Annotated in this window: 19 protein-coding genes; 15 read left to right on the top strand and 4 right to left on the bottom strand. The window is 72.6% G+C overall.

Annotated features, from left to right (window positions below; translation table 11 throughout):
• Positions 1-91 precede the first annotated feature (91 nt).
• Positions 92-277 carry a 50S ribosomal protein L28 gene (rpmB, locus tag ACIA79_RS07755; protein WP_030195073.1) on the bottom strand — a complete coding sequence of 62 codons (186 nt, stop codon included), beginning with the start codon at positions 275-277 and terminating at the stop codon, positions 92-94.
• A gap of 251 nt (positions 278-528) precedes the next feature.
• Here rpmB and ACIA79_RS07750 point away from each other — a divergent pair, with 251 nt between their 5' ends.
• The 9 genes from ACIA79_RS07750 (at position 529) to mutM (ending at position 9,613) form a co-directional block, all read left to right on the top strand.
• Positions 529-2,130, top strand: coding sequence for a DAK2 domain-containing protein (locus ACIA79_RS07750; RefSeq protein WP_399427255.1), 1,602 nt, complete (start codon positions 529-531; stop codon positions 2,128-2,130).
• 79 nt (positions 2,131-2,209) lie between these two features.
• Positions 2,210-4,399 carry an ATP-dependent DNA helicase RecG gene (gene recG / locus ACIA79_RS07745; RefSeq protein ID WP_399427254.1) on the top strand — a complete coding sequence of 730 codons (2,190 nt, stop codon included), beginning with the start codon at positions 2,210-2,212 and terminating at the stop codon, positions 4,397-4,399.
• 67 nt (positions 4,400-4,466) lie between these two features.
• Positions 4,467-5,051 carry a 16S rRNA (guanine(966)-N(2))-methyltransferase RsmD gene (gene rsmD / locus ACIA79_RS07740; RefSeq protein WP_399427253.1) on the top strand — a complete coding sequence of 195 codons (585 nt, stop codon included), beginning with the start codon at positions 4,467-4,469 and terminating at the stop codon, positions 5,049-5,051.
• A 26-nt stretch (positions 5,052-5,077) separates the two neighbouring features.
• A complete protein-coding gene (gene coaD / locus ACIA79_RS07735; protein ID WP_391813664.1) occupies positions 5,078-5,557 on the top strand; it encodes a pantetheine-phosphate adenylyltransferase in 480 nt (159 codons plus the stop codon).
• Between the two features lie 99 nt (positions 5,558-5,656).
• A complete protein-coding gene (locus tag ACIA79_RS07730; protein WP_399427252.1) occupies positions 5,657-6,754 on the top strand; it encodes an ATP synthase F0 subunit B in 1,098 nt (365 codons plus the stop codon).
• 199 nt (positions 6,755-6,953) lie between these two features.
• Positions 6,954-7,559: a YceD family protein gene (locus ACIA79_RS07725; protein ID WP_399427251.1), complete on the top strand. Its 606-nt coding sequence runs from the start codon at positions 6,954-6,956 to the stop codon at positions 7,557-7,559.
• Between the two features lie 2 nt (positions 7,560-7,561).
• The gene (rpmF, locus tag ACIA79_RS07720) at positions 7,562-7,735 is read left to right on the top strand and encodes a 50S ribosomal protein L32 (protein WP_030496967.1); all 174 of its coding nucleotides are present in this window, start codon (positions 7,562-7,564) and stop codon (positions 7,733-7,735) included.
• Positions 7,736-7,755: 20 nt separating this feature from the next.
• On the top strand, positions 7,756-8,631 hold the full coding sequence (gene rnc, locus ACIA79_RS07715; protein WP_399427250.1) for a ribonuclease III: 876 nt from the start codon (positions 7,756-7,758) through the stop codon (positions 8,629-8,631).
• A 106-nt stretch (positions 8,632-8,737) separates the two neighbouring features.
• Positions 8,738-9,613, top strand: a complete 876-nt coding sequence (mutM, locus tag ACIA79_RS07710) for a bifunctional DNA-formamidopyrimidine glycosylase/DNA-(apurinic or apyrimidinic site) lyase (RefSeq protein ID WP_399427249.1) — start codon at positions 8,738-8,740, stop codon at positions 9,611-9,613.
• On the opposite strand, the gene ACIA79_RS07705 is transcribed toward mutM, so the two are convergent.
• A complete protein-coding gene (locus tag ACIA79_RS07705; protein WP_399427248.1) occupies positions 9,571-10,002 on the bottom strand; it encodes a winged helix-turn-helix transcriptional regulator in 432 nt (143 codons plus the stop codon). The genes mutM and ACIA79_RS07705 overlap by 43 nt on opposite strands.
• A 43-nt stretch (positions 10,003-10,045) precedes the next feature.
• Positions 10,046-10,897, bottom strand: a complete 852-nt coding sequence (locus ACIA79_RS07700) for a CAP domain-containing protein (protein WP_399427247.1) — start codon at positions 10,895-10,897, stop codon at positions 10,046-10,048.
• A gap of 130 nt (positions 10,898-11,027) precedes the next feature.
• Here ACIA79_RS07700 and ACIA79_RS07695 point away from each other — a divergent pair, with 130 nt between their 5' ends.
• From ACIA79_RS07695 to ftsY, 5 genes are all read left to right on the top strand, one after another.
• A complete protein-coding gene (locus ACIA79_RS07695) occupies positions 11,028-11,309 on the top strand; it encodes an acylphosphatase (RefSeq protein ID WP_399427246.1) in 282 nt (93 codons plus the stop codon).
• 401 nt (positions 11,310-11,710) lie between these two features.
• Complete coding sequence (locus ACIA79_RS07690; protein WP_031074664.1) at positions 11,711-11,923, top strand: hypothetical protein; 213 nt, start codon at positions 11,711-11,713, stop codon at positions 11,921-11,923.
• 174 nt (positions 11,924-12,097) lie between these two features.
• Positions 12,098-15,754: a chromosome segregation protein SMC gene (smc, locus tag ACIA79_RS07685; RefSeq protein ID WP_399427245.1), complete on the top strand. Its 3,657-nt coding sequence runs from the start codon at positions 12,098-12,100 to the stop codon at positions 15,752-15,754.
• Positions 15,755-15,974: 220 nt separating this feature from the next.
• Positions 15,975-17,393, top strand: coding sequence for a sugar porter family MFS transporter (locus ACIA79_RS07680; protein ID WP_399427244.1), 1,419 nt, complete (start codon positions 15,975-15,977; stop codon positions 17,391-17,393).
• Positions 17,394-17,754: 361 nt separating this feature from the next.
• Complete coding sequence (gene ftsY / locus ACIA79_RS07675; protein WP_399427243.1) at positions 17,755-18,981, top strand: signal recognition particle-docking protein FtsY; 1,227 nt, start codon at positions 17,755-17,757, stop codon at positions 18,979-18,981.
• A gap of 104 nt (positions 18,982-19,085) precedes the next feature.
• Here the strand turns inward: ftsY and ACIA79_RS07670 are convergent, their stop codons facing one another.
• Entirely contained in the window at positions 19,086-19,745 is a 660-nt protein-coding gene (locus tag ACIA79_RS07670; RefSeq protein WP_399427241.1) for a bifunctional DNA primase/polymerase, read from the bottom strand.
• Positions 19,746-20,175: 430 nt separating this feature from the next.
• On the opposite strand from ACIA79_RS07670, the gene ACIA79_RS07665 reads away from it, so the two are divergent.
• Positions 20,176-21,651 carry a hypothetical protein gene (locus ACIA79_RS07665; protein ID WP_399427488.1) on the top strand — a complete coding sequence of 492 codons (1,476 nt, stop codon included), beginning with the start codon at positions 20,176-20,178 and terminating at the stop codon, positions 21,649-21,651.
• Positions 21,652-21,761: the final 110 nt, after the last annotated feature.

The raw sequence follows: 21,761 nt of genomic DNA, 5'->3' as shown, positions 1-21,761 counted from the left end.
GAGGTGGACCGGCTTTCAAGGCAACCGCAGAGGCTGCGCTACGACGAATCGTCGTCGGCGGGATCATCCCCGCACATGCGGGGAGCATCTCTTAGCGCGAGACCTTGCCGGCCTTGATGCACGAGGTGCAAGCGTTGAGCCGCTTCGGCGTCCCACCGACCACGGCACGCACGCGCTGGATGTTCGGGTTCCAGCGACGGGGCGTACGGCGGTGCGAGTGCGAGATGTTGTTGCCGAAGCCCGGCCCCTTGCCGCAGACGTCGCAGTTGGCAGCCACGGGTCACTCCAAAGACTTCAGGTGCACTTACAGAGAAATCCGGCGAGCCGGAATCAGATCTGGTGACTGAAGTGGCGTTGCCGGGGGAATGGCCCGACTTTCATCGGGCAACCGGAGCAGCATACAACGCCTGCTTCGGTACAACGAAACTACCATGACCGGCCCGGCCCCCGCGTGGGGCCCCGGCGCCGGGCGGGGTCTACCCTGCGGTGCAGCCCTCCCCCTACGCCCGGGGGGCGCGGGGGGACCCCATGAAGGAGGATCCCCAGGTGCCGCAGATCGACTCCGCCGTGGTCCGTGCCTGGTGCTCGCTGGCGCTGGAGGCACTGGGGCGGGAGCGCGAGGAGATCGACGCGATCAACGTCTATCCGGTCGCGGACGGGGACACCGGCACCAATCTGTACCTGACGCTGGAGTCCGCCTCCCAGGCGGTGGAGGCCGTCTTCAGCGCCCTCCCGGACCCCGAGGACGGCGACGTCGTACGTGCCATGGCGCACGGGGCGCTGATCGGCGCACGCGGCAACTCCGGCACGATCCTGGCGCAGCTGCTGCGCGGGATGAGCGAGGTCCTGGCCGAGGGCCGTGACGCGGACCACCTGACCCGGGCGCTGGGCCGCGCGGCGGCGTCCGCACGCCGGGCCGTCGCCCACCCCGTCGAGGGCACCATCCTCAGCGTGGCCGCCGCGGCGGCGGCGTCCGCCGCGGACGGCGCGGACGGCGCCGATGTGGTCTCCGTGACGCGCGCCGCGTACGACGGGGCGCGCGCGGCGCTGGAGCGCACGCCCGGACAGCTCGCCGTCCTGGAGCGGGCCGGTGTGGTGGACGCGGGCGGCCGGGGACTGGTCACGGTGCTGGGCGCGCTGGTCCAGGCGGTGTCGGGGGAGGCGCCCGCGCGGCCCGCCCGCGCACCCCGGGCGGTGGTCACCGCGGCGGAGGCCTGCTCGCCCGGGGGACCCGCCTTCGAGGTCATCTACCTCCTGGAGGCGGACGACACGGCCGTCGCGCGGCTGCGCGACCGGCTGGACGGCCTCGGCGACTCGCTCGTCGTGGTGGGCGGCGACGGACTGTGGAACGTCCACGTCCACGTGGACGACGCGGGCGCGGCGGTGGAGGCGGGCGTCGAGGCGGGACGCCCGTACCGCATCCGGATCACCCACTTCGGCGCCCGGACCGCGCCGCCGCAGGAGCGCGCCGGCCGCGCGGTCGTCGCCGTCCTGCCCGGGGAGGGCCTCGCTGCCCTGTGCGCCGAGGCCGGCGCCACGACCGTCCTCGCCCGCCCCGGCGAGCCGCCCGCCAGCGGGGAACTCCTCGACGCCGTCCGGCGGGCCCACGCGCGCGAGGTGGTGCTCCTGCCCAACGACGCGGAGCTGCGGCACACCGCCGCGGCCGCCGCGGAACAGGCCCGCGCGGAGGGCATCCGGGTCGCGCTCGTCCCGACCCGCGCCGCCGTCCAGGGCATCGCCGCCCTCGCCGTCCACGAACCGGACCGCCGGTTCGACGAGGACGTGGTCGCGATGACCGCGGCGGCCGGCGCCACCCGCTACGGCGAACTGGCCCTCGCCGAGCACCGGTCGTTCACCTCGGCCGGCGTCTGCCAGGCCGGTGACGTGCTGGGCCTCATCGACGGCGACGTCGCCGTGATCGGCCAGGACGTCGCGGCCGTCGCGGAGACCGTCCTGGACCGCATGCTCTCGGGGGGCGGCGAACTGGTCACCCTGGTCGTCGCCGACCACGCCCCGGACAGCCTCGCCGGCCGCCTGGAGACCCATGTGCGCGAGACCCACCTCGCGGTCGACACCCTCACCTACCCGGGCGGCCCCCAGGCCCCGCTGCTGCTCATCGGCGTCGAATGACACCGCGCCCCGGCCCGCCCGGTGGCACGGCGCCCCCGCTGTCCACAGGTGGCGGCGCATGTCGGTGCCGTGGTGTGCAATGGGACGCGTGTCAGCCCTCGACGAACCACTGAAGAAGCAGCTCGGCGCCGCCACCGCCAAGGTGATGGCCGAGCATCTCGACCTGCACACCGTCGGCGACCTGCTGCACCACTACCCGCGGCGGTACGCCGAGCGCGGCGAGCTCACCTCGCTCGGCGACCTGCCGCTGGACGAGCACGTCACGGTGGTGGCCCGCGTGGCGGACGCGCGCGTGATGACCTTCAACAGCGCCAAGGGCCGCGGCCAGCGCCTCGAAGTGACCATCACCGACGGCAGCGGACGGCTGCAACTGGTGTTCTTCGGCAAGGGCGTGCACAAGCCGCACAAGGAGCTCCTGCCCGGCACGCGCGCGATGTTCGCCGGCAAGGTCTCCGTCTTCAACCGCAGGATGCAGCTCGCCCACCCCGCGTACGAGCTGCTGCGCGGCGAGGACGGCGAGACGGCCGTGGACTCCTGGGCCGGGGCGCTCATCCCCCTCTACCCGGCCACCACCAAGCTGGAGTCCTGGAAGATCGCCAAGGCGGTCGACGCGGTGCTGCCCAGCGCCCAGGACGCCGCCGATCCGCTGCCGCCCGCGCTGCGCGAGGGCCGGGGGCTCACCGACCTGCCGGACGCCCTGCGCAAGATCCACCGGCCGCGCACCAAGGCGGACATCGCGCAGGCGCGCGACCGGCTCAAGTGGGACGAGGCGTTCGTCCTCCAGGTCGCCCTCGCCCGCCGCCGGTACGCCGACACCCAACTGCCCGCCGTCCCCCGCAAACCCACTGCCGGAGGGTTGCTCGACACCTTCGACTCCCGGCTGCCGTTCACCCTCACCGAGGGCCAGCGGCAAGTCTCCCGGGAGATCTTCGACGACCTGGCCACCGACCACCCCATGCACCGCCTCCTCCAGGGCGAGGTGGGCAGCGGCAAGACGATGGTCGCCCTGCGCGCCATGCTCGCCGTGGTCGACGCGGGCGGCCAGGCCGCGATGCTCGCCCCCACCGAGGTCCTCGCCCAGCAGCATCACCGCTCCATCACCGAGATGATGGGCGACCTCGCGGAGGGCGGGATGCTCGGCGGCGCCGAGCACGCCACCAAGGTGGTCCTGCTCACCGGCTCCATGGGCGCCGCCGCCCGCCGCCAGGCCCTGCTCGACCTGGTCACCGGGGACGCCGGCATCGTCATCGGCACCCACGCCCTGATCGAGGACAAGGTGCAGTTCCACGACCTCGGCCTGGTCGTGGTGGACGAACAGCACCGCTTCGGTGTCGAGCAGCGCGACGCCCTGCGCGGCAAGGGGAAGCAGCCGCCGCACCTGCTGGTCATGACCGCCACGCCCATCCCCCGTACGGTCGCGATGACGGTCTTCGGCGACCTGGAGACCTCCGTCCTGGACCAGCTCCCGGCCGGCCGCTCGCCGATCGCCAGCCACGTCGTCCCGGCGGCCGACAAGCCGCACTTCCTCGCCCGCGCCTGGGAGCGGGTCCGCGAGGAGGTGGAGAACGGCCACCAGGCGTACGTGGTCTGCCCCCGCATCGGCGACGAGGAGGACGAGCCGCGGAAGAAGCAGCGGGAGCACGACGCCGACAAGCGGCCGCCGCTCGCCGTCCTGGAGGTCGCCGACCAGCTCGCGAAGGGGCCGCTGGCGGGTCTGCGCGTCGAGGTGCTCCACGGCAGGATGGCCCCGGACGACAAGGACGACGTGATGCGCCGCTTCGCCGCGGGCGCCGTCGACGTCCTCGTGGCGACGACGGTCATCGAGGTCGGCGTCAACGTCCCCAACGCCACCGCCATGGTCATCATGGACGCCGACCGGTTCGGGGTCTCCCAGCTCCACCAGCTGCGCGGCCGCGTCGGCCGGGGCTCCGCCGCCGGCCTGTGCCTCCTCGTCACCGAGATGCCGGAGGCGAGCCCCGCGCGGCAGCGGCTCGCCGCCGTCGCCGCCACCCTGGACGGCTTCGAGCTCTCCCACATCGACCTCGAACAGCGCCGGGAGGGCGATGTGCTCGGCCAGGCCCAGTCCGGGGTGCGCTCCAGCCTGCGCATGCTCGCGGTCATCGAGGACGAGGAGATCATCGCCGCCGCCCGCGAGGAGGCGGTCGCGGTCGTCGGCGCGGACCCGGACCTGGAGCACCTGCCCGGACTGCGCACCGCCCTCGACGCCCTGCTCGACAAGGAGCGGGAGGAGTACCTGGAGAAGGGCTGACCGCCCCGACGCGGCGCCAGCCCATATCGTGGACCCATCAGCACCCGAGGGAACGGCAAGGACTGAGATGACCCGCGTGATCGCCGGTGTGGCCGGCGGACGCCGTCTGGCGGTGCCGCCGGGCAACGGCACCCGTCCCACCTCCGACCGGGCGCGCGAGGGCCTCTTCTCCACCTGGGAAGCGCTCCTCGGGACGCTCGACGGCATCCGGATCGCCGACCTGTACGCCGGTTCCGGCGCCGTCGGCCTGGAGGCCCTCTCGCGCGGCGCCGCGCACGCCCTGCTCGTCGAGGCCGACGCCCGGGCCGCCCGCACGGTCCGGGAGAACGTCCGCGGGCTCGGCCTGCCCGGGGCCGAGATCCGCACCGCCAAAGCGGAGCAGATCGTGACAGGACCGGCGCCGGAGCAGCCGTACGACGTGGTCTTCCTCGACCCGCCGTACGCGGTCACCGACGACGATCTTGGCGAGATACTCCTCACACTCCGGGCCAAGGGCTGGCTCGCGGCCGATGCGCTCGTCACCGTGGAGCGCAGCACCAGAGGCGGGCGGTTCGCCTGGCCGGACGGGTTCGAGCCGCTGAGGTCCCGTCGCTACGGCGAGGGAACGTTTTGGTACGGTCGCGCCGCCTCTACGTGCGAAGACGCACGATGACCGGTTCGGAGAGCGAGGGACTTCAGTTGCGCCGCGCAGTCTGTCCGGGGTCGTTCGACCCCATCACCAACGGGCACCTCGACATCATCGCCCGCGCCTCCAAGCTGTACGACGTCGTGCACGTCGCGGTGATGATCAACCAGTCCAAGAAGGGGCTGTTCACCGTCGAGGAGCGGATGGACCTCATCCGCCAGGTGACGAGCGACTACGGGAACGTCCTGGTGGAGTCCCACCACGGCCTGCTCGTCGACTTCTGCAAGGAACGGGACATCCCCGCCATCGTCAAGGGCCTGCGCGCGGTCAGCGACTTCGACTACGAGCTGCAGATGGCCCAGATGAACAACGGCCTCTCGGGTGTCGAGACCCTCTTCGTCCCGACCAACCCCACCTACAGCTTCCTCTCCTCCTCCCTGGTGAAGGAGGTCGCCGCCTGGGGCGGCGACGTCTCGCACCTCCTCCCGCCGGTGGTCCACGAGGCCCTCGTGCAGCGCCTGCGCGAACAGTGACCGGCTGACGGACCGTCACCCGCTGTCGGGACCGCGCCGACTGGCCGTACAGTCGACCCGTCCGTCTCCAACCCGGCTGTAGAGAGTGGCGAGCACACGGTGGACGTGCAGAAGAAGCTCGACGACATCGTCGAGGCGGTCAGGAACGCCCGTTCCATGCCCATGTCGGCCTCCTGCGTGGTCAACCGCGCCGAGCTGCTCGCGATGCTCGAAGAGGTGCGCCAGGCCCTGCCCGGCTCCCTGGCCCAGGCCCAGGAGCTGATCGGCGGCCGTGAGCAGCTGGTCGAGCAGGCCCGCGCCGAAGCGGAACGGATCATCGAGGCCGCCCACTCCGAGCGCGGCGCGCTGATCTCCGACACCGAGATCGCCCGCCGGTCCCAGGAGGAGGCGGACCGCATCCTCGCCGAGGCCCGCCGGGACGCCGAGGAGATCCGCGCCGAGGCCGACGACTACGTCGACTCCAAGCTCGCCAACTTCGAGGTCGTCCTCACCAAGACCATCGGCTCCGTCGACCGCGGCCGCGAGAAGCTCCTCGGCCGCGGCCCCGGCCTGGACGAGCAGGGCTACGCCGAAGAGGACGCCCCCGAGTACAGCTCCGACCCGCAGACCCTGATCCGGCGCGCCGACGAGTACGTCGACGCAAAGATCAGCGCCTTCGAGGCGGTCCTGTCCAAGACCCTGGAGGCGGTCGGCCGCGGCCGGCAGAAGCTCCACGGCCGCATCGCCACCGACGAGCTGGGCGCCCACATGGCGGCCCAGGACGCGGCCGGCCTCCCGCAGCAGCGCCACACCAGCGACGCGGACTACCTCGCCGGCCTCGCCGAGCTGGCCGACCCGGCGCCCGCGCAGCAGCCCGTGGCGGCCCCCGTACCGCCCGTACCGCCCGCCCCCGCCCCGCAGCCCGACCCGTACGCGTACCAGCCCCAGGGTGTCGCGCAGGACGCCTACACGGGCGGTGGCGCCCATGCCGGGGGCTACGGGGGCCAGGACCCCTACGCCGCCTACCCGCCGCAGGGCTACGACCAGGGCGGCTACGCCGACCCGTACGGGTACGGGCAGCAGCAGATGCCGCCCCAGCCCCCCGTCCCGCCGCAGCACCCGCACGGGCAGCAGCCCGCCGCCCTCGACGAGACCAGCTTCTTCGACACCTCCATGATCGACATGGAACAGCTGCGCCGGTACGAGCAGGGCCGCTGAGCAGGCCGGGCCGCACGCCCCCCGGCCGCCCCGGATTGGGCTGTGAGCGAAGCGTCCAGTATCCTGGCTCTTCGGTCGCGAGTACGTCCGCGATCCTGCGTGCCCGCGTCGGCTCCGTTCCGATGCCGGGCCGCCCTCCAGACGATTTTCGAAAGCAGGAAGAGCCCTGAGTACGCGCCTCGACCACCGCAACCCCCTCGTGTTCGACACGCACGAGCTGGGCCGGCGTCCCGGTGCCCTCCAGCGGCTCTCCCGCACGGTCGAGGCCCCCGCGGACCTCGGCATCGACGGAGTCATCGGCGTACCGCAGGGCTCGCCCGTCGAGCTGGAGCTCCGCCTCGAGTCGGTCATGGAAGGGGTGCTCGTCACGGGCACCGCCCGTGCGTCGGCCGAGGGGGAGTGCGTAAGGTGTCTGGAGCCGCTGCGCCAGGATGTCGCGGCGGACTTCCAGGAGATGTTCTCGTACCCCGACACCGACGACCGGGGCCACCGCAAGGCGGCCGCGGACGACGATGCCGAGGACGACGAGGACATGACCCCCCTCGAGGACGGCATGTTCGACCTCGAGCCCGTGCTGCGTGATGCGGTGGTGCTCGCACTGCCGATGCAGCCGGTGTGCCGGGAGGACTGTGCAGGGCTGTGCGCCGAATGCGGCGCCAACCTGAACGACGACCCGGACCACCACCACGACGCCGTCGACATCCGTTGGGCGGCACTGCAGGGACTCGCCGGTTCACTCGGGACCGGGGAGAAGGACAACATGAGCGGCGCCGAAGCGGGCGTCGACGAGAAGCAGGAGAAGTAGCCGTGGCTGTTCCGAAGCGGAAGATGTCGCGCAGCAACACGCGCCACCGCCGGTCGCAGTGGAAGGCTGCGGTCCCCACCCTGGTTTCGTGTGAGCGTTGCCAGGAGCCGAAGCAGCAGCACATCGCGTGCCCCAGCTGCGGCACGTACAACAAGCGCCAGGTCCTCTCGGTCTGAGCGGGCTGGTGAGAGGCACCGTGTCTAGCTCCAAAACGGCGGATGACGCCAAGAAGCAGGCGGAGAACACGGCCTCGTCCCACACGCTTCTGGAAGGGCGGCTCGGGTACAAGCTCGAGTCCGCCCTTCTGGTGCGTGCGCTGACCCACCGCTCCTACGCGTACGAGAACGGCGGCCTGCCCACCAACGAGCGCCTGGAGTTCCTCGGGGACTCCGTGCTCGGCCTGGTGGTCACGGACACGCTGTACCGCACCCACCCCGACCTGCCCGAAGGCCAGCTGGCCAAGCTGCGGGCCGCGGTGGTCAACTCGCGCGCACTGGCGGAGGTCGGCCGCGGCCTCGACCTGGGCTCCTTCATCCGGCTCGGCCGGGGCGAAGAGGGCACCGGCGGCCGGGACAAGGCGTCCATCCTCGCCGACACCCTGGAAGCGGTGATCGGCGCGGTCTATCTCGACCAGGGCCTCGAAGCGGCGTCCGAGCTGGTGCACCGGCTCTTCGACCCGCTGATCGAGAAGTCCTCGAACCTCGGCGCCGGCCTGGACTGGAAGACCAGCCTCCAGGAGCTCACCGCCGCCGAAGGCCTCGGCGTTCCGGAGTACCTGGTCACCGAGACCGGACCGGACCACGAGAAGACCTTCACTGCTGCCGCCCGCGTCGGTGGTGTCTCGTACGGCACCGGCACCGGCCGCAGCAAGAAGGAAGCGGAACAGCAGGCGGCGGAGTCCGCCTGGCGGGCCATCCGGGCCGCCGCGGACGAGCGGGAGGCGGCGGCGAAGGCCGCGGCCGAATCCGGCGCGCCCGCAGGCGCGGGCTCGGACACCGGATCCGAAGAGGCCGCCGACACCTCTTCGGTCCCCGAAGCCCCTCGGACCGCGGCGGACTCCGCCTCGGCCTGAAGCGCTGACGCTTCCACCCCGTCGCTCCTCCCGCGCCCCCGGGCGCAGGCCGGTGCGGCGGGGTTTTCCCCGTCCAGCCCCCTTTTTTCCGTGTGGAGGAGTCCCGGTGCCCGAGCTGCCCGAGGTCGAAGTCGTCCGGCGCGGCCTGGAGCGCTGGGTCGGCGGCCGGACCGTCCGGGACGTGCGGGTGCTGCACCCCCGCGCGGTACGGCGGCACCTGGCGGGCGGCGAGGACTTCGCGGCGCGCCTGCGGGGACAGCGCCTCGGCGTCGCGCAGCGGCGCGGGAAGTACCTGTGGCTGCCGCTGGAGGACTCCGGGACGTCCGTGCTCGGACACCTCGGCATGAGCGGGCAACTGCTCGTCCAGCCCGAGGACGCCCCCGACGAGAAGCACCTGCGGATCCGCATCCGGTTCGCCGACGACCTGGGCACCGAACTGCGCTTCGTCGACCAGCGCACCTTCGGCGGGCTCTCGCTCCACGAGAACACCCCCGACGGCCTGCCCCTGGCCATCGCCCACATCGCCCGCGACCCGCTCGACCCCGCCTTCGACGACGCGGCCTTCCACACCGCGCTGCGCCTGCGCCGCACCACCGTCAAGCGGGCGCTGCTCGACCAGTCCCTCATCAGCGGCGTCGGCAACATCTACGCGGACGAGGCGCTGTGGCGCTCCCGGCTCCACTACGACCGCCCCACCGCCACCCTCACCCGCCCCCGCTCGGCCGAGCTCCTCGGCCACGTACGGGATGTGATGACGGCCGCGCTCGCCGTCGGCGGCACCAGCTTCGACAGCCTGTACGTCAACGTCAACGGCGAGTCCGGCTACTTCGACCGCTCCCTGGACGCGTACGGCCGCGAGGGCGAGCCCTGCCGGCGCTGCGGCACCCCGATGCGCCGCCGCCCCTGGATGAACCGCTCCAGCTACTTCTGCCCGCGCTGTCAGCGCCCGCCGCGGGTGGGGCCGGAGCGCTCCGCGTCGTAACGCGCGCGGGCGGCCACGACCTCCGGCATCCGGCCCTCGACCAGCTCGATCAGGCCGAGGAGCCGCTCGGCCACGGCCCGTCCGAGCGGCGTCAGCTCGTAGTCCACGTGCGGGGGAGTGACCGGCCGGGCCTCGCGGCGCACCAGTCCGTCGCGCTCCAGGGCGTGCAGCGTCTGCGAAAGCATCTTCTCGCTCACCCCGTCCACCCGGCGCCGCAGCTCGCTGAAGCGCAAGCGGCCCTCGTACAGCGCGCCGAGGGTGAGACCGCCCCAGCGGCCCGTGACGTGCTCCAGGGTGCCGCGCGAGGGGCACAGCCGGGAGAACACGTCGAACGCCGGGCGGCCGTCCCCGGGGGCCGGCCGGTCGTCGCCCGCGCGGTCGTCGTCCATGTCCGTCAGCGTACTGCCGCCCCGGCCGGGCCCGGAGGCCTGCTCAGAAACCGAAGTCCTGGGTCCACCACGGACCGCCGTCGGCGAAGTGCACGCCGACGCCGAGCTTGGTGTAGTCGCAGTTGAGGATGTTCGCGCGGTGGCCGTCACTGTTCATCCAGGAGTCCATGACGGCCTGGGCGTCGGCCTGCCCGCGGGCGATGTTCTCGGCGCTCAGATTCGGCACACCGGCCTGCGCGGCACGGTCCCAGGGGGAGTCCCCGTCGGGGTCGGTGTGCGCGAAGAAGTTCCGCGCGGCCATGTCCGCGCTGAACGCCCCGGCCAGCGACGCCAGGCCGGCGTCGGGACGGACCGGGCTGCAGCCGACCTTGGCGCGCTCGGCGTTCACCAGGCTGACCACGGCGGCCTCGGCGGTCGCCTCCTTGCCGGCGAGCCGCGACGCGGAGGGGGGCTGCTCCACCGTCCGCCGGGGCGTGGGCGCGGCGGACGTACGGGAGGGGGTCGCGCTGCTGGGCCGGGCCTGCGTCTTCGCCGGCCCCGGCGCCTCGGTCCTGGTCTTGGTCTTGGTCTTCGCCGGCGTGGAGGACGGCTTCGCGGCCGTCGGCGAGGGCTTCGCGGAGGGCGTCCTCGACGGCGCCTGCGTCCGCTCGGCGCTCCGGCTCGGGGAGACCGACGCGCGCCCGGTCGGCGTGGCGCTCGCCTCGCCCTGGGTCTGCAGCTCGGGCACCCCGGTGCGTATCTGCTCGCCGGAGGGGCCGCCGCCCACCTTGTAGGTGTCGCCGCCGGGCAGCAGACCGGAGGCGACGGCGACGGCGCCCACCGCCATCGCCGCGGAGGCGCCGAGCAGGCCGGTGCGTACCGGGACCGCGGCCCGCTTCTTCCGGTGGCGTCCCATCTGCTCCGCCCCTTTCCTGCCGACTCGGTGCGACTCACCCGAATGAGTGAGGCTCATTGCGTCGGGACTGTACGCCATGACGGGTGGGGAGGAAGTGCCGGAAGAGCAATGTGCCGGTTAGCGTGCAGCCATGAACGATCACGCACGGCTCACCGCCTGGGTACGCGGCCGAGTACAGGGAGTGGGCTTCCGCTGGTTCACCAGGGCAAATGCTCTGGAGATCGGCGACCTCACCGGATTCGCCCTCAATCTGGAGGACGGCAGGGTGCAGGTGGTGGCCGAAGGGCCGAGTGACAATTGCCACCGTCTATTGGAATGGCTGCGCTCCGGCGACACACCCGGTCGCGTCGACGGAGTCACTGAGATCTGGGACACGCCCCGCGGCGGTTACGACGGATTCGACGTCCGCTGAGGAACGGGCTCGCTCCTCCTCGGAAGCCGGTGTGACGGCAGCCGGCCGGACGGCCCGCTCCGGCCATCGTCGCTGCGTACGGCGAATTCGGACGGGTGGTTGCCAAGAGCGGAGGTCTCGTGCCAGGCTGCGCGGTAATTGATCGACACGCCCCTGTGGGCACCGCGCGCGAGGCGCCGCCGCACCATCCGCGGCCGCAGACCCCCCGGATGCCCCACGATGACGGGCGTGATCGTGTTGACCGTCAAACTTTTTGGTGAGACTCTGGAAGCCCCGCGCACCTTAGCTGTTTGGCAGTAGGAACCGCAGCGGCACCAAGCAATGCTGCCGAGCACCGCGGGTGCGAACCCTCACGACCCACACCGCTTCGGTCGGTCACTCAGTGTGGAGGACCATCAGTCATGGCAAAGGCGCTTCTCGGTTATGTCGGCGGTACCGACCCGCGACTTCTCGCCGAGATGCGGCGGCTTCAGCAGCGCGTACAGGACCTGGAATCCGAGCTCGTACGGATCCAGTCCGAGAACGACGCGCTGAACGCAGCTGCCGCACACGGCGAGTCGCTGCTCGACGGCATCGACATCGACGTATCCAAGGCGGAGCCTGCGCTCACCTGACCTCAGCCCCCATCGGGCAGGTGAGAAACACTCTCGCGAGATATGCAAGGGACGCTACGGCGTCCCTTCTTTCTTTTCTCCCCCTTGTTCACCTGCCGTATCCCCTCTCCTCACGTCTGATCTGCCCTTCATGGTCATGGGCCAAACGAGAGGCGCCGGGTAGAGTCCCGGGGCGTGCACCTCAAGGCCCTGACCCTCCGCGGTTTCAAGTCGTTCGCCTCCGCCACCACCTTGCGGTTCGAACCGGGGATCACGTGCGTCGTGGGACCGAACGGCTCGGGCAAGTCCAATGTGGTGGACGCCCTTTCCTGGGTCATGGGGGAACAGGGAGCCAAATCCCTGCGCGGCGGCAAGATGGAGGACGTCATCTTCGCCGGGACGACCGGACGGCCGCCGCTCGGCCGCGCCGAGGTCTCCCTCACGATCGACAATTCCGACGGTGCCCTGCCCATCGACTACGCCGAGGTCACCATTACGCGGATCATGTTCCGCGGCGGCAGCAGCGAATACCAGATCAACGGCGACACCTGCCGGCTGCTGGACATCCAGGACCTGCTCAGCGACTCCGGCATCGGCCGGGAGATGCACGTCATCGTCGGGCAGGGGCAGCTCGACTCCGTCCTGCACGCCGACCCCATGGGCCGCAGGGCCTTCATCGAGGAGGCCGCGGGCGTCCTGAAGCACCGCAAGCGCAAGGAGAAGGCGCTGCGGAAGCTCGACGCCATGCAGGCCAACCTCGCGCGCGTGCAGGACCTCACCGACGAGCTGCGGCGGCAGCTCAAGCCGCTCGGGCGGCAGGCCGCGGTGGCCCGCCGCGCCGCCGTCATCCAGGCCGACCTGCGCGACGCCCGGCTGCGGCTGCTCGCCGACGACCTCGTACGCCTGCGGGAGGCGCTGCGGGCGGAGGTCGCGGACGAGGCGGCCCTGAAGCAGCGCAAGGAACACGCGGAGGCCGAGCTGAAGGCGGCGCTCGGGCGCGAGGCGGAGCTGGAGGACGAGGTGCGGCGCCTCGCACCGCGGCTGCAGCGCGCCCAGCAGACCTGGTACGAGCTGTCGCAGCTGGCCGAGCGGGTGCGCGGCACGGTCTCGCTGGCCGACGCCCGGGTGAAGAGCGCCACCGCGCCGCCGGTGGAGGAGCGCCGGGGCCGCGACCCCGAGGACATGGAGCGCGAGGCGGCCCGCATCCGGGAGCAGGAGGCGGAGCTGGAGGCCGCTCTGGAGGCGGCCCAGCGGGCCCTGGAGGACACCGTCGCGCACCGCGCCGAGCTGGAGCGCCGGCTGGCGGCGGAGGAGCGGCGGCTGAAGGACGCGGCACGGGCGATCGCCGACCGCCGCGAGGGGCTGGCCCGGTTGTCCGGGCAGGTGGGCGCCGCCCGGTCGCGTGCCGCCGCCGCGCAGGCCGAGATCGGCCGGCTGGCCGCCGCCCGCGACGAGGCGCGTGAGCGGGCGGCCGCCGCGCAGGCGGAGTACGAGACGCTCCAGGCGGAGGTCGACGGGCTGGAGGCGGACGACACCGAGCTCGCCGGGCAGCACGAGACCGCCCGGGCGGAGCTCGCCGGTGCGGAGGCCGCGCTGACCGCCGCGCGGGAGGCGCTCACCGCGGCGGAGCGCAAGCGCGCGGCCACCCAGGCCCGTCACGACGCCCTCGCGCTCGGCCTGCGCCGCAAGGACGGCTCGGGCGCGCTGCTGGGCGCGGCCGACCGTCTCGCGGGGCTGCTCGGCCCGGCCGCCGAGCTCCTCACCGTCACGCCCGGGTACGAGGTTCCGGTCGCCGCCGCCCTGGGCGCCGCGGCCGACGCGCTCGCGGTCCGCGACCCCGCGACGGCCGCCGACGCGATCCGCCTCCTGCGCAAGCAGGACGCGGGCCGCGCGGCGCTGCTGGTCGGCGGCGAGAGCGTCGCAACCCGCCTCCCGGGTGCCGCGGGGGAGCCGCCCGGCGCGCTCCCCGGTGGCGGCGCTCCGAGCGAGCCGCCCGCCCTCGCGCAGCCGGGCGGTGGCACGAGCGAACCGCCCGCTGTCGCCGGGCTCGTACAGGGGCCCGAGGCACTGGTCGCCGCCGTGCGCCGGCTCGTCGGGGGCATGGTCGTCGTCGGGACCCTGGAGGACGCCGAGGACCTGGTGGCCGCCCGCCCCGACACGGTGGCCGTCACCGCCGAGGGGGACGTCCTGGGCGCGCACTTCGCGCACGGCGGCTCCGCCGGGGCGCCCAGCCTGCTGGAGGTCCAGGCCTCCGTGGACGAGGCCGCCGCCGAGCTCGCCGAACTGGCCGTCCGCTGCGACGGGCTCGCCGCCGCGCAGCACGAGGCGGCCGAGCGGCGCCGCCTGTGCGCGGCGCGCGTGGAGGAGCTGGGCGAGCGGCGCCGCGCCGCCGACCGGGAGAAGTCCCAGGTCGCGCAGGCGCTCGGCCGCCTCGCCGGGCAGGCGAGGGGCGCCGCCGGCGAGGCCGAGCGCACCGCCGCGGCCGCCGCCCGTGCGCAGGAGGCGCTGGAGCGGGCCACCGAGGAGGCCGAGGAGCTGGCCGAGCGGCTGCTGGTCGCCGAGGAGGCGCCGGCCGAGGAGGAGCCCGACACCTCCGTGCGCGACCGGCTCGCCGCCGACGGCGCCAACGCCCGCCAGACGGAGATGGAGGCCCGGCTCCAGGTCCGTACCCACGAGGAGCGGGTCAAGGGCCTGGCCGGCCGGGCCGACGGGCTCGACCGGGCCGCGCGCGCCGAACGCGAGGCCCGTGCGCGTGCGGAACAGCGCCGCGCCCGGCTGCGCCACGAGGCCGAGGTCGCGGCGGCCGTCGCCTCCGGCGCGCGCCAGCTCCTCGCGCACGTCGAGGTCTCCCTCGTGCGGGCCGAGCAGGAGCGGGCCGCCGCCGAGGCCGCGAAGGCGGCGCGGGAACAGGAGCTGGCGGCGGCCCGCGTCCGGGGCCGGGAGCTGAAGGGCGAACTGGACAAGCTCACGGATTCGGTCCACCGGGGCGAGGTGCTCGGTGCCGAGAAGCGGCTGCGGATCGAGCAGTTGGAGACCAGGGCCCTGGAGGAGCTGGGGGTGGAGCCGGCCGTCCTCGTCGCCGAGTACGGGCCCGACCAGCCGGTACCGCCGTCCCCGCCCGCCGAGGACGAGGGCGGTGACTCCTCCGGCCCCGCCGCGCGGCCGGAGGAGCCCGGCCACCCCGGCGACCGGCCGCGGCGTTTCGTCCGCGCGGAACAGGAAAAGCGGCTGAGGACGGCCGAACGGGCGTACCAGCAGCTCGGGAAGGTGAATCCGCTGGCGCTGGAGGAGTTCGCCGCGCTGGAGGAGCGCCACCAGTTCCTGTCGGAGCAGCTGGAGGATCTGAAGAAGACGCGTGCCGACCTTCTTCAGGTGGTGAGGGAGGTGGACGAACGCGTCGAACAGGTCTTCACGGAGGCGTACCGCGACACGGCGCGCGAGTTCGAGGGTGTCTTCTCCCGCCTCTTCCCCGGCGGCGAGGGGCGCCTGGTCCTGACCGACCCCGACAACATGCTCGCCACGGGCGTGGACGTCGAGGCCCGCCCGCCCGGCAAGAAGGTCAAGCGGCTGTCGCTGCTGTCCGGCGGGGAGCGGTCCCTGACGGCCGTGGCGCTGCTGGTGTCGATCTTCAAGGCCCGCCCCAGCCCGTTCTACGTGATGGACGAGGTCGAGGCGGCGCTGGACGACACCAACCTCCAGCGGCTGATCCGGATCATGCAGGAGCTCCAGGAGAGCTCCCAGCTGATCGTGATCACCCACCAGAAGCGGACCATGGAGGTCGCCGACGCCCTCTACGGCGTGTCCATGCAGGGTGACGGCGTGTCCAAGGTCATCAGCCAGCGCCTGCGCTGACCTCCGGGAGCGGGCCGCTTCACAGTGCCTTCAAGTTGTGAACGCAAGTCGACACGCCGACTGCTGAAACTCATAAGCTGCAAACTCTTGACTTCGAAACTTGAAGGCATAGTCTCTGCAACGTTGCTTTTACCTTCAAGTGGTGGGCGGCGTGAAGTTGTGCGCCACTGGAAGGGCTCGCCCCCCATGCTCGGCGACGCTGCCGGGCCCAGGAGTTCACGTGACCAGCACCGCGCAGCCCCCTGCGTCGGGAGCCCGCGAGGCCCATCCCGACCACCTCGGCCATGTCATCTTCATCACGGCCGCAGCCGCGATGGGCGGCTTCCTCTTCGGCTACGACAGCTCCGTCATCAACGGCGCCGTCGAGGCCATCCGGGACCGGTACGACATCGGCTCCGGGACCCTGGCCCAGGTCATCGCGATCGCGCTCATCGGCTGTGCCATCGGTGCCGCCACCGCGGGCCGGATCGCCGACCGCATCGGCCGCATCCGCTGCATGCAGATCGCCGCGGTCCTCTTCACGGTCAGCGCCGTGGGCTCCGCCCTCCCGTTCGCGCTGTGGGACCTCGCCTTCTGGCGCATCGTCGGCGGCTTCGCCATCGGCATGGCGTCCGTGATCGGCCCCGCCTACATCGCCGAGGTGTCGCCGCCCGCGTACCGCGGCCGGCTGGCCTCCTTCCAGCAGGCGGCCATCGTCATCGGCATCGCCGTCTCGCAGCTGGTCAACTACGGCATCCTCCAGCTCGCCGACGGCCAGCAGCGCGGCGAGATCGGCGGCCTGGAGGCCTGGCAGTGGATGCTCGGCGTCATGGTCGTCCCGGCCGTCCTGTACGGGCTGCTCTCCTTCGCCATCCCCGAGTCCCCGCGCTTCCTGATCTCCGTCGGCCGCAGGGAGCGGGCCCGCGAGGTCCTCTCCGAGGTCGAGGGCAAGAACGTCGACCTGGACGCGCGCATCACCGAGATCGAGACGGCCATGCGCCGTGAGCACAAGTCCACCTTCAAGGACCTGCTCGGCTCGGGCTTCGGCTTCCTGCCCATCGTCTGGATCGGTATCGGCCTGTCCGTCTTCCAGCAGCTCGTCGGCATCAACGTCGCGTTCTACTACTCCGCGACGCTCTGGCAGTCCGTCGGCATCGACCCCGCGAGCTCGTTCCTCTACTCGTTCACCACGTCGATCATCAACATCATCGGTACCGTGATCGCGATGGTCCTGGTCGACCGCATCGGCCGCCGGCCGCTCGCCCTGATCGGCTCCGCCGGTATGGCGCTCGCCCTCGCCGTCGAGGCGTGGGCCTTCTCCGCCGACCTGGTCAACGACAAGCTGCCGGAGACCCAGGGCGTCGTCGCCCTGATCGCCGCCCACGTGTTCGTCCTCTTCTTCGCCCTCTCCTGGGGCGTGGTGGTCTGGGTCTTCCTCGGCGAGATGTTCCCCAACCGCATCCGCGCCGCCGCCCTGGGCGTCGCCGCCTCCGCGCAGTGGATCGCCAACTGGGCCATCACCGCGAGCTTCCCGTCCCTGGCGGACTGGAACCTGTCCGGCACGTACATCATCTACACGATCTTCGCCGTGCTCTCCATCCCCTTCGTACTGCGGTTCGTGAAGGAAACCAAGGGCAAGGCGTTGGAGGAGATGGGCTAATACCCCGCTGCCCCTCTCCTCGGGCACGAGAACTGCCCCGGCTCAGGCCCCGACGGCCCGAGCCGGGGCAGTACGTTTTCGTCCGGCAGGCGCGGCGCCGCCGGGTTTCCCTCGCGCCTCCGGGTGCCGTTTTTCGGGCTCGGTTCGGCTCCGGGGCGCCTGTTGTCGGTGTCGACGGTCGATCGTGCTCGGTTCCTCGTTCCTCGGAACCTCCGCGCGTTCTCCCTTTCGACACCGCCGCGCCCCTTCCGGCGCGGGCAGGGACCGGCTCCGGACGGGTGGCGGGGGAGCCACGGCCTCGCACATTCCCCCCAAAAGGCTCAGATAGGGGCCTACACCCCTGGGGGATACTGGACGGGTTATGGACATCCTCATCCTTGCTGTAGTCATCGCTCTGGTCGCGATCGGCGCGATCAGCGGCCTGGTGGTGAGCAGCCGCAAGAAGAAGCAGCTGCCGCCGCCGCAGGCGCCGTCGAGCACGCCGACCATCACCGCTCCGCCCGCCGAGCCGCACGTCGGTGAGGAAGCGGAGACCCCGCGGGAGGAACCGCGCCGCACCATCGAGGAGGTGGACCTCCCGACGGCCGAGGAGGCGCTCGAAGCGCCCGCCGCCGTCGAGGACCCGCTCGTCGCGGCGCCGCCCGCGCCCGAGATCGAGATCCCCGAGCCGACCGCCGGCCGCCTGGTCCGGCTGCGCGCCCGGCTCGCCCGCTCGCAGAACACCCTGGGCAAGGGCCTGCTCAACCTCCTGTCCCGGGAGCACCTCGACGAGGACACCTGGGAGGAGATCGAGGACACCCTGCTCACCGCGGACGTCGGCGTGACGCCGACCCAGGAGCTGGTGGAGCGGCTGCGCGAGCGCGTGAAGGTCCTCGGGACGCGGACCCCCGAGGAGCTGCGGGCACTGCTCCGCGAGGAGCTGCTCACCCTCGTCGGCACCGACCTCGACCGCACCGTGCACACGGAGAGCGCCCTGGACACCCCGGGGATCGTGATGGTCGTCGGCGTCAACGGCACCGGCAAGACCACGACGACCGGCAAGCTCGCCCGCGTGCTGGTCGCCGACGGCAAGTCGGTCGTCCTCGGCGCGGCGGACACCTTCCGCGCCGCCGCCACCGACCAGCTGCAGACCTGGGGCGACCGCGTGGGCGCCCGCACGATCCGCGGCCCCGAGAACGGCGACCCGGCGTCGGTCGCGTACGACGCGGTCAAGGAAGGGATCGCCGAGGGCGCGGACGTCGTCCTCATCGACACGGCCGGCCGGCTGCACACCAAGACGGGCCTGATGGACGAGCTCGGCAAGGTCAAGCGCGTCGTGGAGAAGCACGGCCCGCTGGACGAGGTCCTGCTGGTCCTCGACGCCACGACCGGTCAGAACGGTCTGGTCCAGGCCCGGGTCTTCGCCGAGGTCGTCGACATCACCGGCATCGTCCTGACCAAGCTCGACGGCACGGCCAAGGGCGGCATCGTGATCGCGGTCCAGCGCGAGTTGGGCGTACCGGTGAAGCTGATCGGCCTCGGCGAGGGGCCGGACGACCTGGCCCCGTTCGAGCCGGAAGCCTTCGTCGACGCCCTGATCGGCGACTGACCCCCTCCCCGCCCGGCGACAGGGCCCGCCCCCACCGGGGGCGGGCCCTGTTCCGTTCGGTCCTGTTCCGTCCGGTCCGTGTTGCGCACCGGCGGAACGCGGGATCACGCCGCCGAGCGGTGGCAGATGTACGCCAGCGTGCCCAGCAGCAGACGGGCCTGCGGTGGCGTCCCCGCGTCGAGCGACGGCGGGCGCAGCCACCGGGCCGGCCCCCGCCCCGCGCGGTCGGAGGGCGGGGCGGTGATGTACGCGCCGGGGCCCAGGCACTGCAGGTCGAGGTCCGCGTCGTCCCAGCCCATCCGGTACAGCAGCTGCGGCAGCTCGGCCGCTGCGCCGGGCGCCACGAAGAACTGCGCGCGGCCCGTCGGGGTGGCGCACACCGGCCCGAGCGGCAGCCCCATCCGCTCCATCCGCACCAGCGCGCGGCGGCCCGCCGGCTCGGCGACCTCCAGGACGTCGAAGGTCCGCCCGACCGGCAGCATCAGCGCGGCTCCCGGGAACCGGGACCACGCCTCGGTGACCGTGTCGAGCGTCGCACCCGCCGGCACCTCGGGTGCGAAGTCCAGCGGGTGCGCGCCCGGGGCCGGGCAGGCGCGGTCGCCGCAGGAGCAGCGGCCGGAGGCGGCGCGCGCGCCCGGGACCACGTCCCAGCCCCACAGGCCGGTGTACTCCGCCACCACGGTGCACTCGGCGGTACGGGTGCCGCGCCGCCGGATGTCACGGATACGGGTGCGGGTGCGGGTGGAGCCGATCGTGAAGCCCATGCCCCCTCCAACGGGTGGAACTCGCCGGTGGTTACGACCTGGAGTCTTGTCGTGACCCTCCGTCGCCACCATGCCCTGACGGGCGGCGCGCGGAGGCAATAAGGGTGGCGCGGGCCGTCACGCACGCCGCCGTGTGCCACGATCCGCCCGACCCCGATCGGTCGTGTGTCAAGTGAATCGCGCCTGGGTGCGGCCGAGTTCATCCGAAGGGGTGGCGAATGGTGGCGTTTATGAGAACGCCCTCGCCTGATGGGTGATCGTAGGATTACTTTCGGTGCACGAACCCTCGGGTGGCGGCCGTTCTCACGGGTATGCCGGAGGCAAGCCGGGTCCGTGTCCGACGAGTGCATCCTCCGGACGGACGGTCGCGGCCGACGGCATTCTGGTAAAGGTTCGCGCAACAGCGATGACAGCGGATGGGGGCGTTCCCGTGGGCGGCAGCGGCGCAGACGGTACGAATGCCGGCAAGCGCCCGAACGAGCAACTGAGCTCGTGGTTCGTGCGCAGCGGCTGGTCCAAGGGCGAACTCGCGCGTCAAGTGAACCGCCGGGCGCGCCAGATGGGCGCACACCACATCAGCACCGACACCTCCCGCGTACGGCGGTGGCTCGACGGCGAGCAGCCCCGCGAGCCCATCCCGCGCATCCTCTCCGAGCTCTTCTCCGAGCGCTTCGGCACGGTCGTCGCCATCGAGGACCTCGGCCTGCGCACCGCGCACCAGTCACCCTCGGTGTCCGGTGTCGACCTGCCCTGGGCCGGACCCCAGACCGTCGCCCTGCTCAGCGAGTTCTCCCGCAGTGACCTCATGCTGGCCCGCCGCGGCTTCCTCGGCACCTCCCTGTCCCTGGCCGCCGGTCCCGCGCTCATCGAGCCCATGCAGCGCTGGCTGGTGCCGACACCGGCAGCCGACACCGGCCGGCCGGAGCAGCCCACCGCCCTGCGCCGCCCCACCCGGCTGTCCAAGCCCGAGCTGGACCTGCTGGAGTCCACCACCGCCATGTTCCGCCAGTGGGACGCCCAGTGCGGCGGCGGGCTGCGCCGCAAGGCGGTCGTCGGCCAGCTCCACGAGGTCACCGACCTGCTCCAGGAACCCCAGCCCCCCGCCACCGCCCGCCGGCTCTTCGCCTGCGCGGCCGAACTGGCCGAACTGGCCGGCTGGATGAGCTACGACGTCGGCCTGCAGCCCACCGCCCAGAAGTACTTCGTCCTCGCCCTGCACGCCGCCAAGGAGGCCGGCGACAAGCCGCTGGGCTCGTACATCCTCTCCTCCATGAGCCGTCAGATGATCCACCTCGGGCGGCCCGACGACGCCCTGGAGCTCATCCACCTCGCCCAGTACGGCAGCCGCGACTGCGCCACCGCGCGCACCCAGGCCATGCTGTATGCGATGGAGGCCCGCGCGTACGCCAACATGGGGCAGCCCAGCAAGTGCAAGCGCGCCGTGCGGATGGCCGAGGACACCTTCGCCGACGCCGGACTGGACGGCGAGCCCGAGCCCGACTGGATCCGCTTCTTCTCCGAGGCCGAGCTCAACGGCGAGAACGCCCACTCCTACCGCGACCTCGCCTACGTGGCGGGCCGCAGCCCCACGTACGCCTCGCTCGCCGAGCCGGTGATGCGGCGCGCCGTCGAGCTGTTCCGCAACGACGAGGAGCACCAGCGCTCGTACGCCCTGAACCTCATCGGCATGGCCACCGTGCACCTGCTCAAGCGCGAGCCCGAGCAGTCCACCATCCTCGCCGAACAGGCCCTGCACGTCGCCAAGCGGGTGCGCTCCGAGCGGGTCAACACCCGGCTGCGCAAGACCGTCGACACGGCGGCCCGCGACTTCGGGGACGTACCGGAGGTCGCCCGGCTCACCGACATCCTCACCGCTCAGCTGCCCGAGACCGCCGAAGCGGTCTGAGGAGGGCGGCCCCACGACCCCGGCCGCGACCGTCACCCCTGTACAGCCCGACTCGGCTCCCTCACGCCAGGTCAACAGGGTGACCGTCGCGGCCGGTCCCATGACGCCCG

It is taken from the genome of Streptomyces sp. NPDC051310 (assembly GCF_044455245.1).
Lineage (GTDB): Bacteria > Actinomycetota > Actinomycetes > Streptomycetales > Streptomycetaceae > Streptomyces.
This window is presented reverse-complemented; position numbering and strand designations above follow the sequence as displayed.

Coding starts and splice junctions, on each gene's coding strand:
- ACIA79_RS07750 (WP_399427255.1), top strand. CDS start 529: ATGAAGGAGGATCCCCAGGTGCCGCAGATCGACTCCGCCGTGGTCCGT.
- recG (WP_399427254.1), top strand. CDS start 2,210: ATGGGACGCGTGTCAGCCCTCGACGAACCACTGAAGAAGCAGCTCGGC.
- rsmD (WP_399427253.1), top strand. CDS start 4,467: ATGACCCGCGTGATCGCCGGTGTGGCCGGCGGACGCCGTCTGGCGGTG.
- ACIA79_RS07705 (WP_399427248.1), bottom strand. CDS start 10,002: ATGGACGACGACCGCGCGGGCGACGACCGGCCGGCCCCCGGGGACGGC.
- ACIA79_RS07700 (WP_399427247.1), bottom strand. CDS start 10,897: ATGGGACGCCACCGGAAGAAGCGGGCCGCGGTCCCGGTACGCACCGGC.
- ACIA79_RS07695 (WP_399427246.1), top strand. CDS start 11,028: ATGAACGATCACGCACGGCTCACCGCCTGGGTACGCGGCCGAGTACAG.
- ACIA79_RS07690 (WP_031074664.1), top strand. CDS start 11,711: ATGGCAAAGGCGCTTCTCGGTTATGTCGGCGGTACCGACCCGCGACTT.
- ftsY (WP_399427243.1), top strand. CDS start 17,755: ATGGACATCCTCATCCTTGCTGTAGTCATCGCTCTGGTCGCGATCGGC.
- ACIA79_RS07670 (WP_399427241.1), bottom strand. CDS start 19,745: ATGGGCTTCACGATCGGCTCCACCCGCACCCGCACCCGTATCCGTGAC.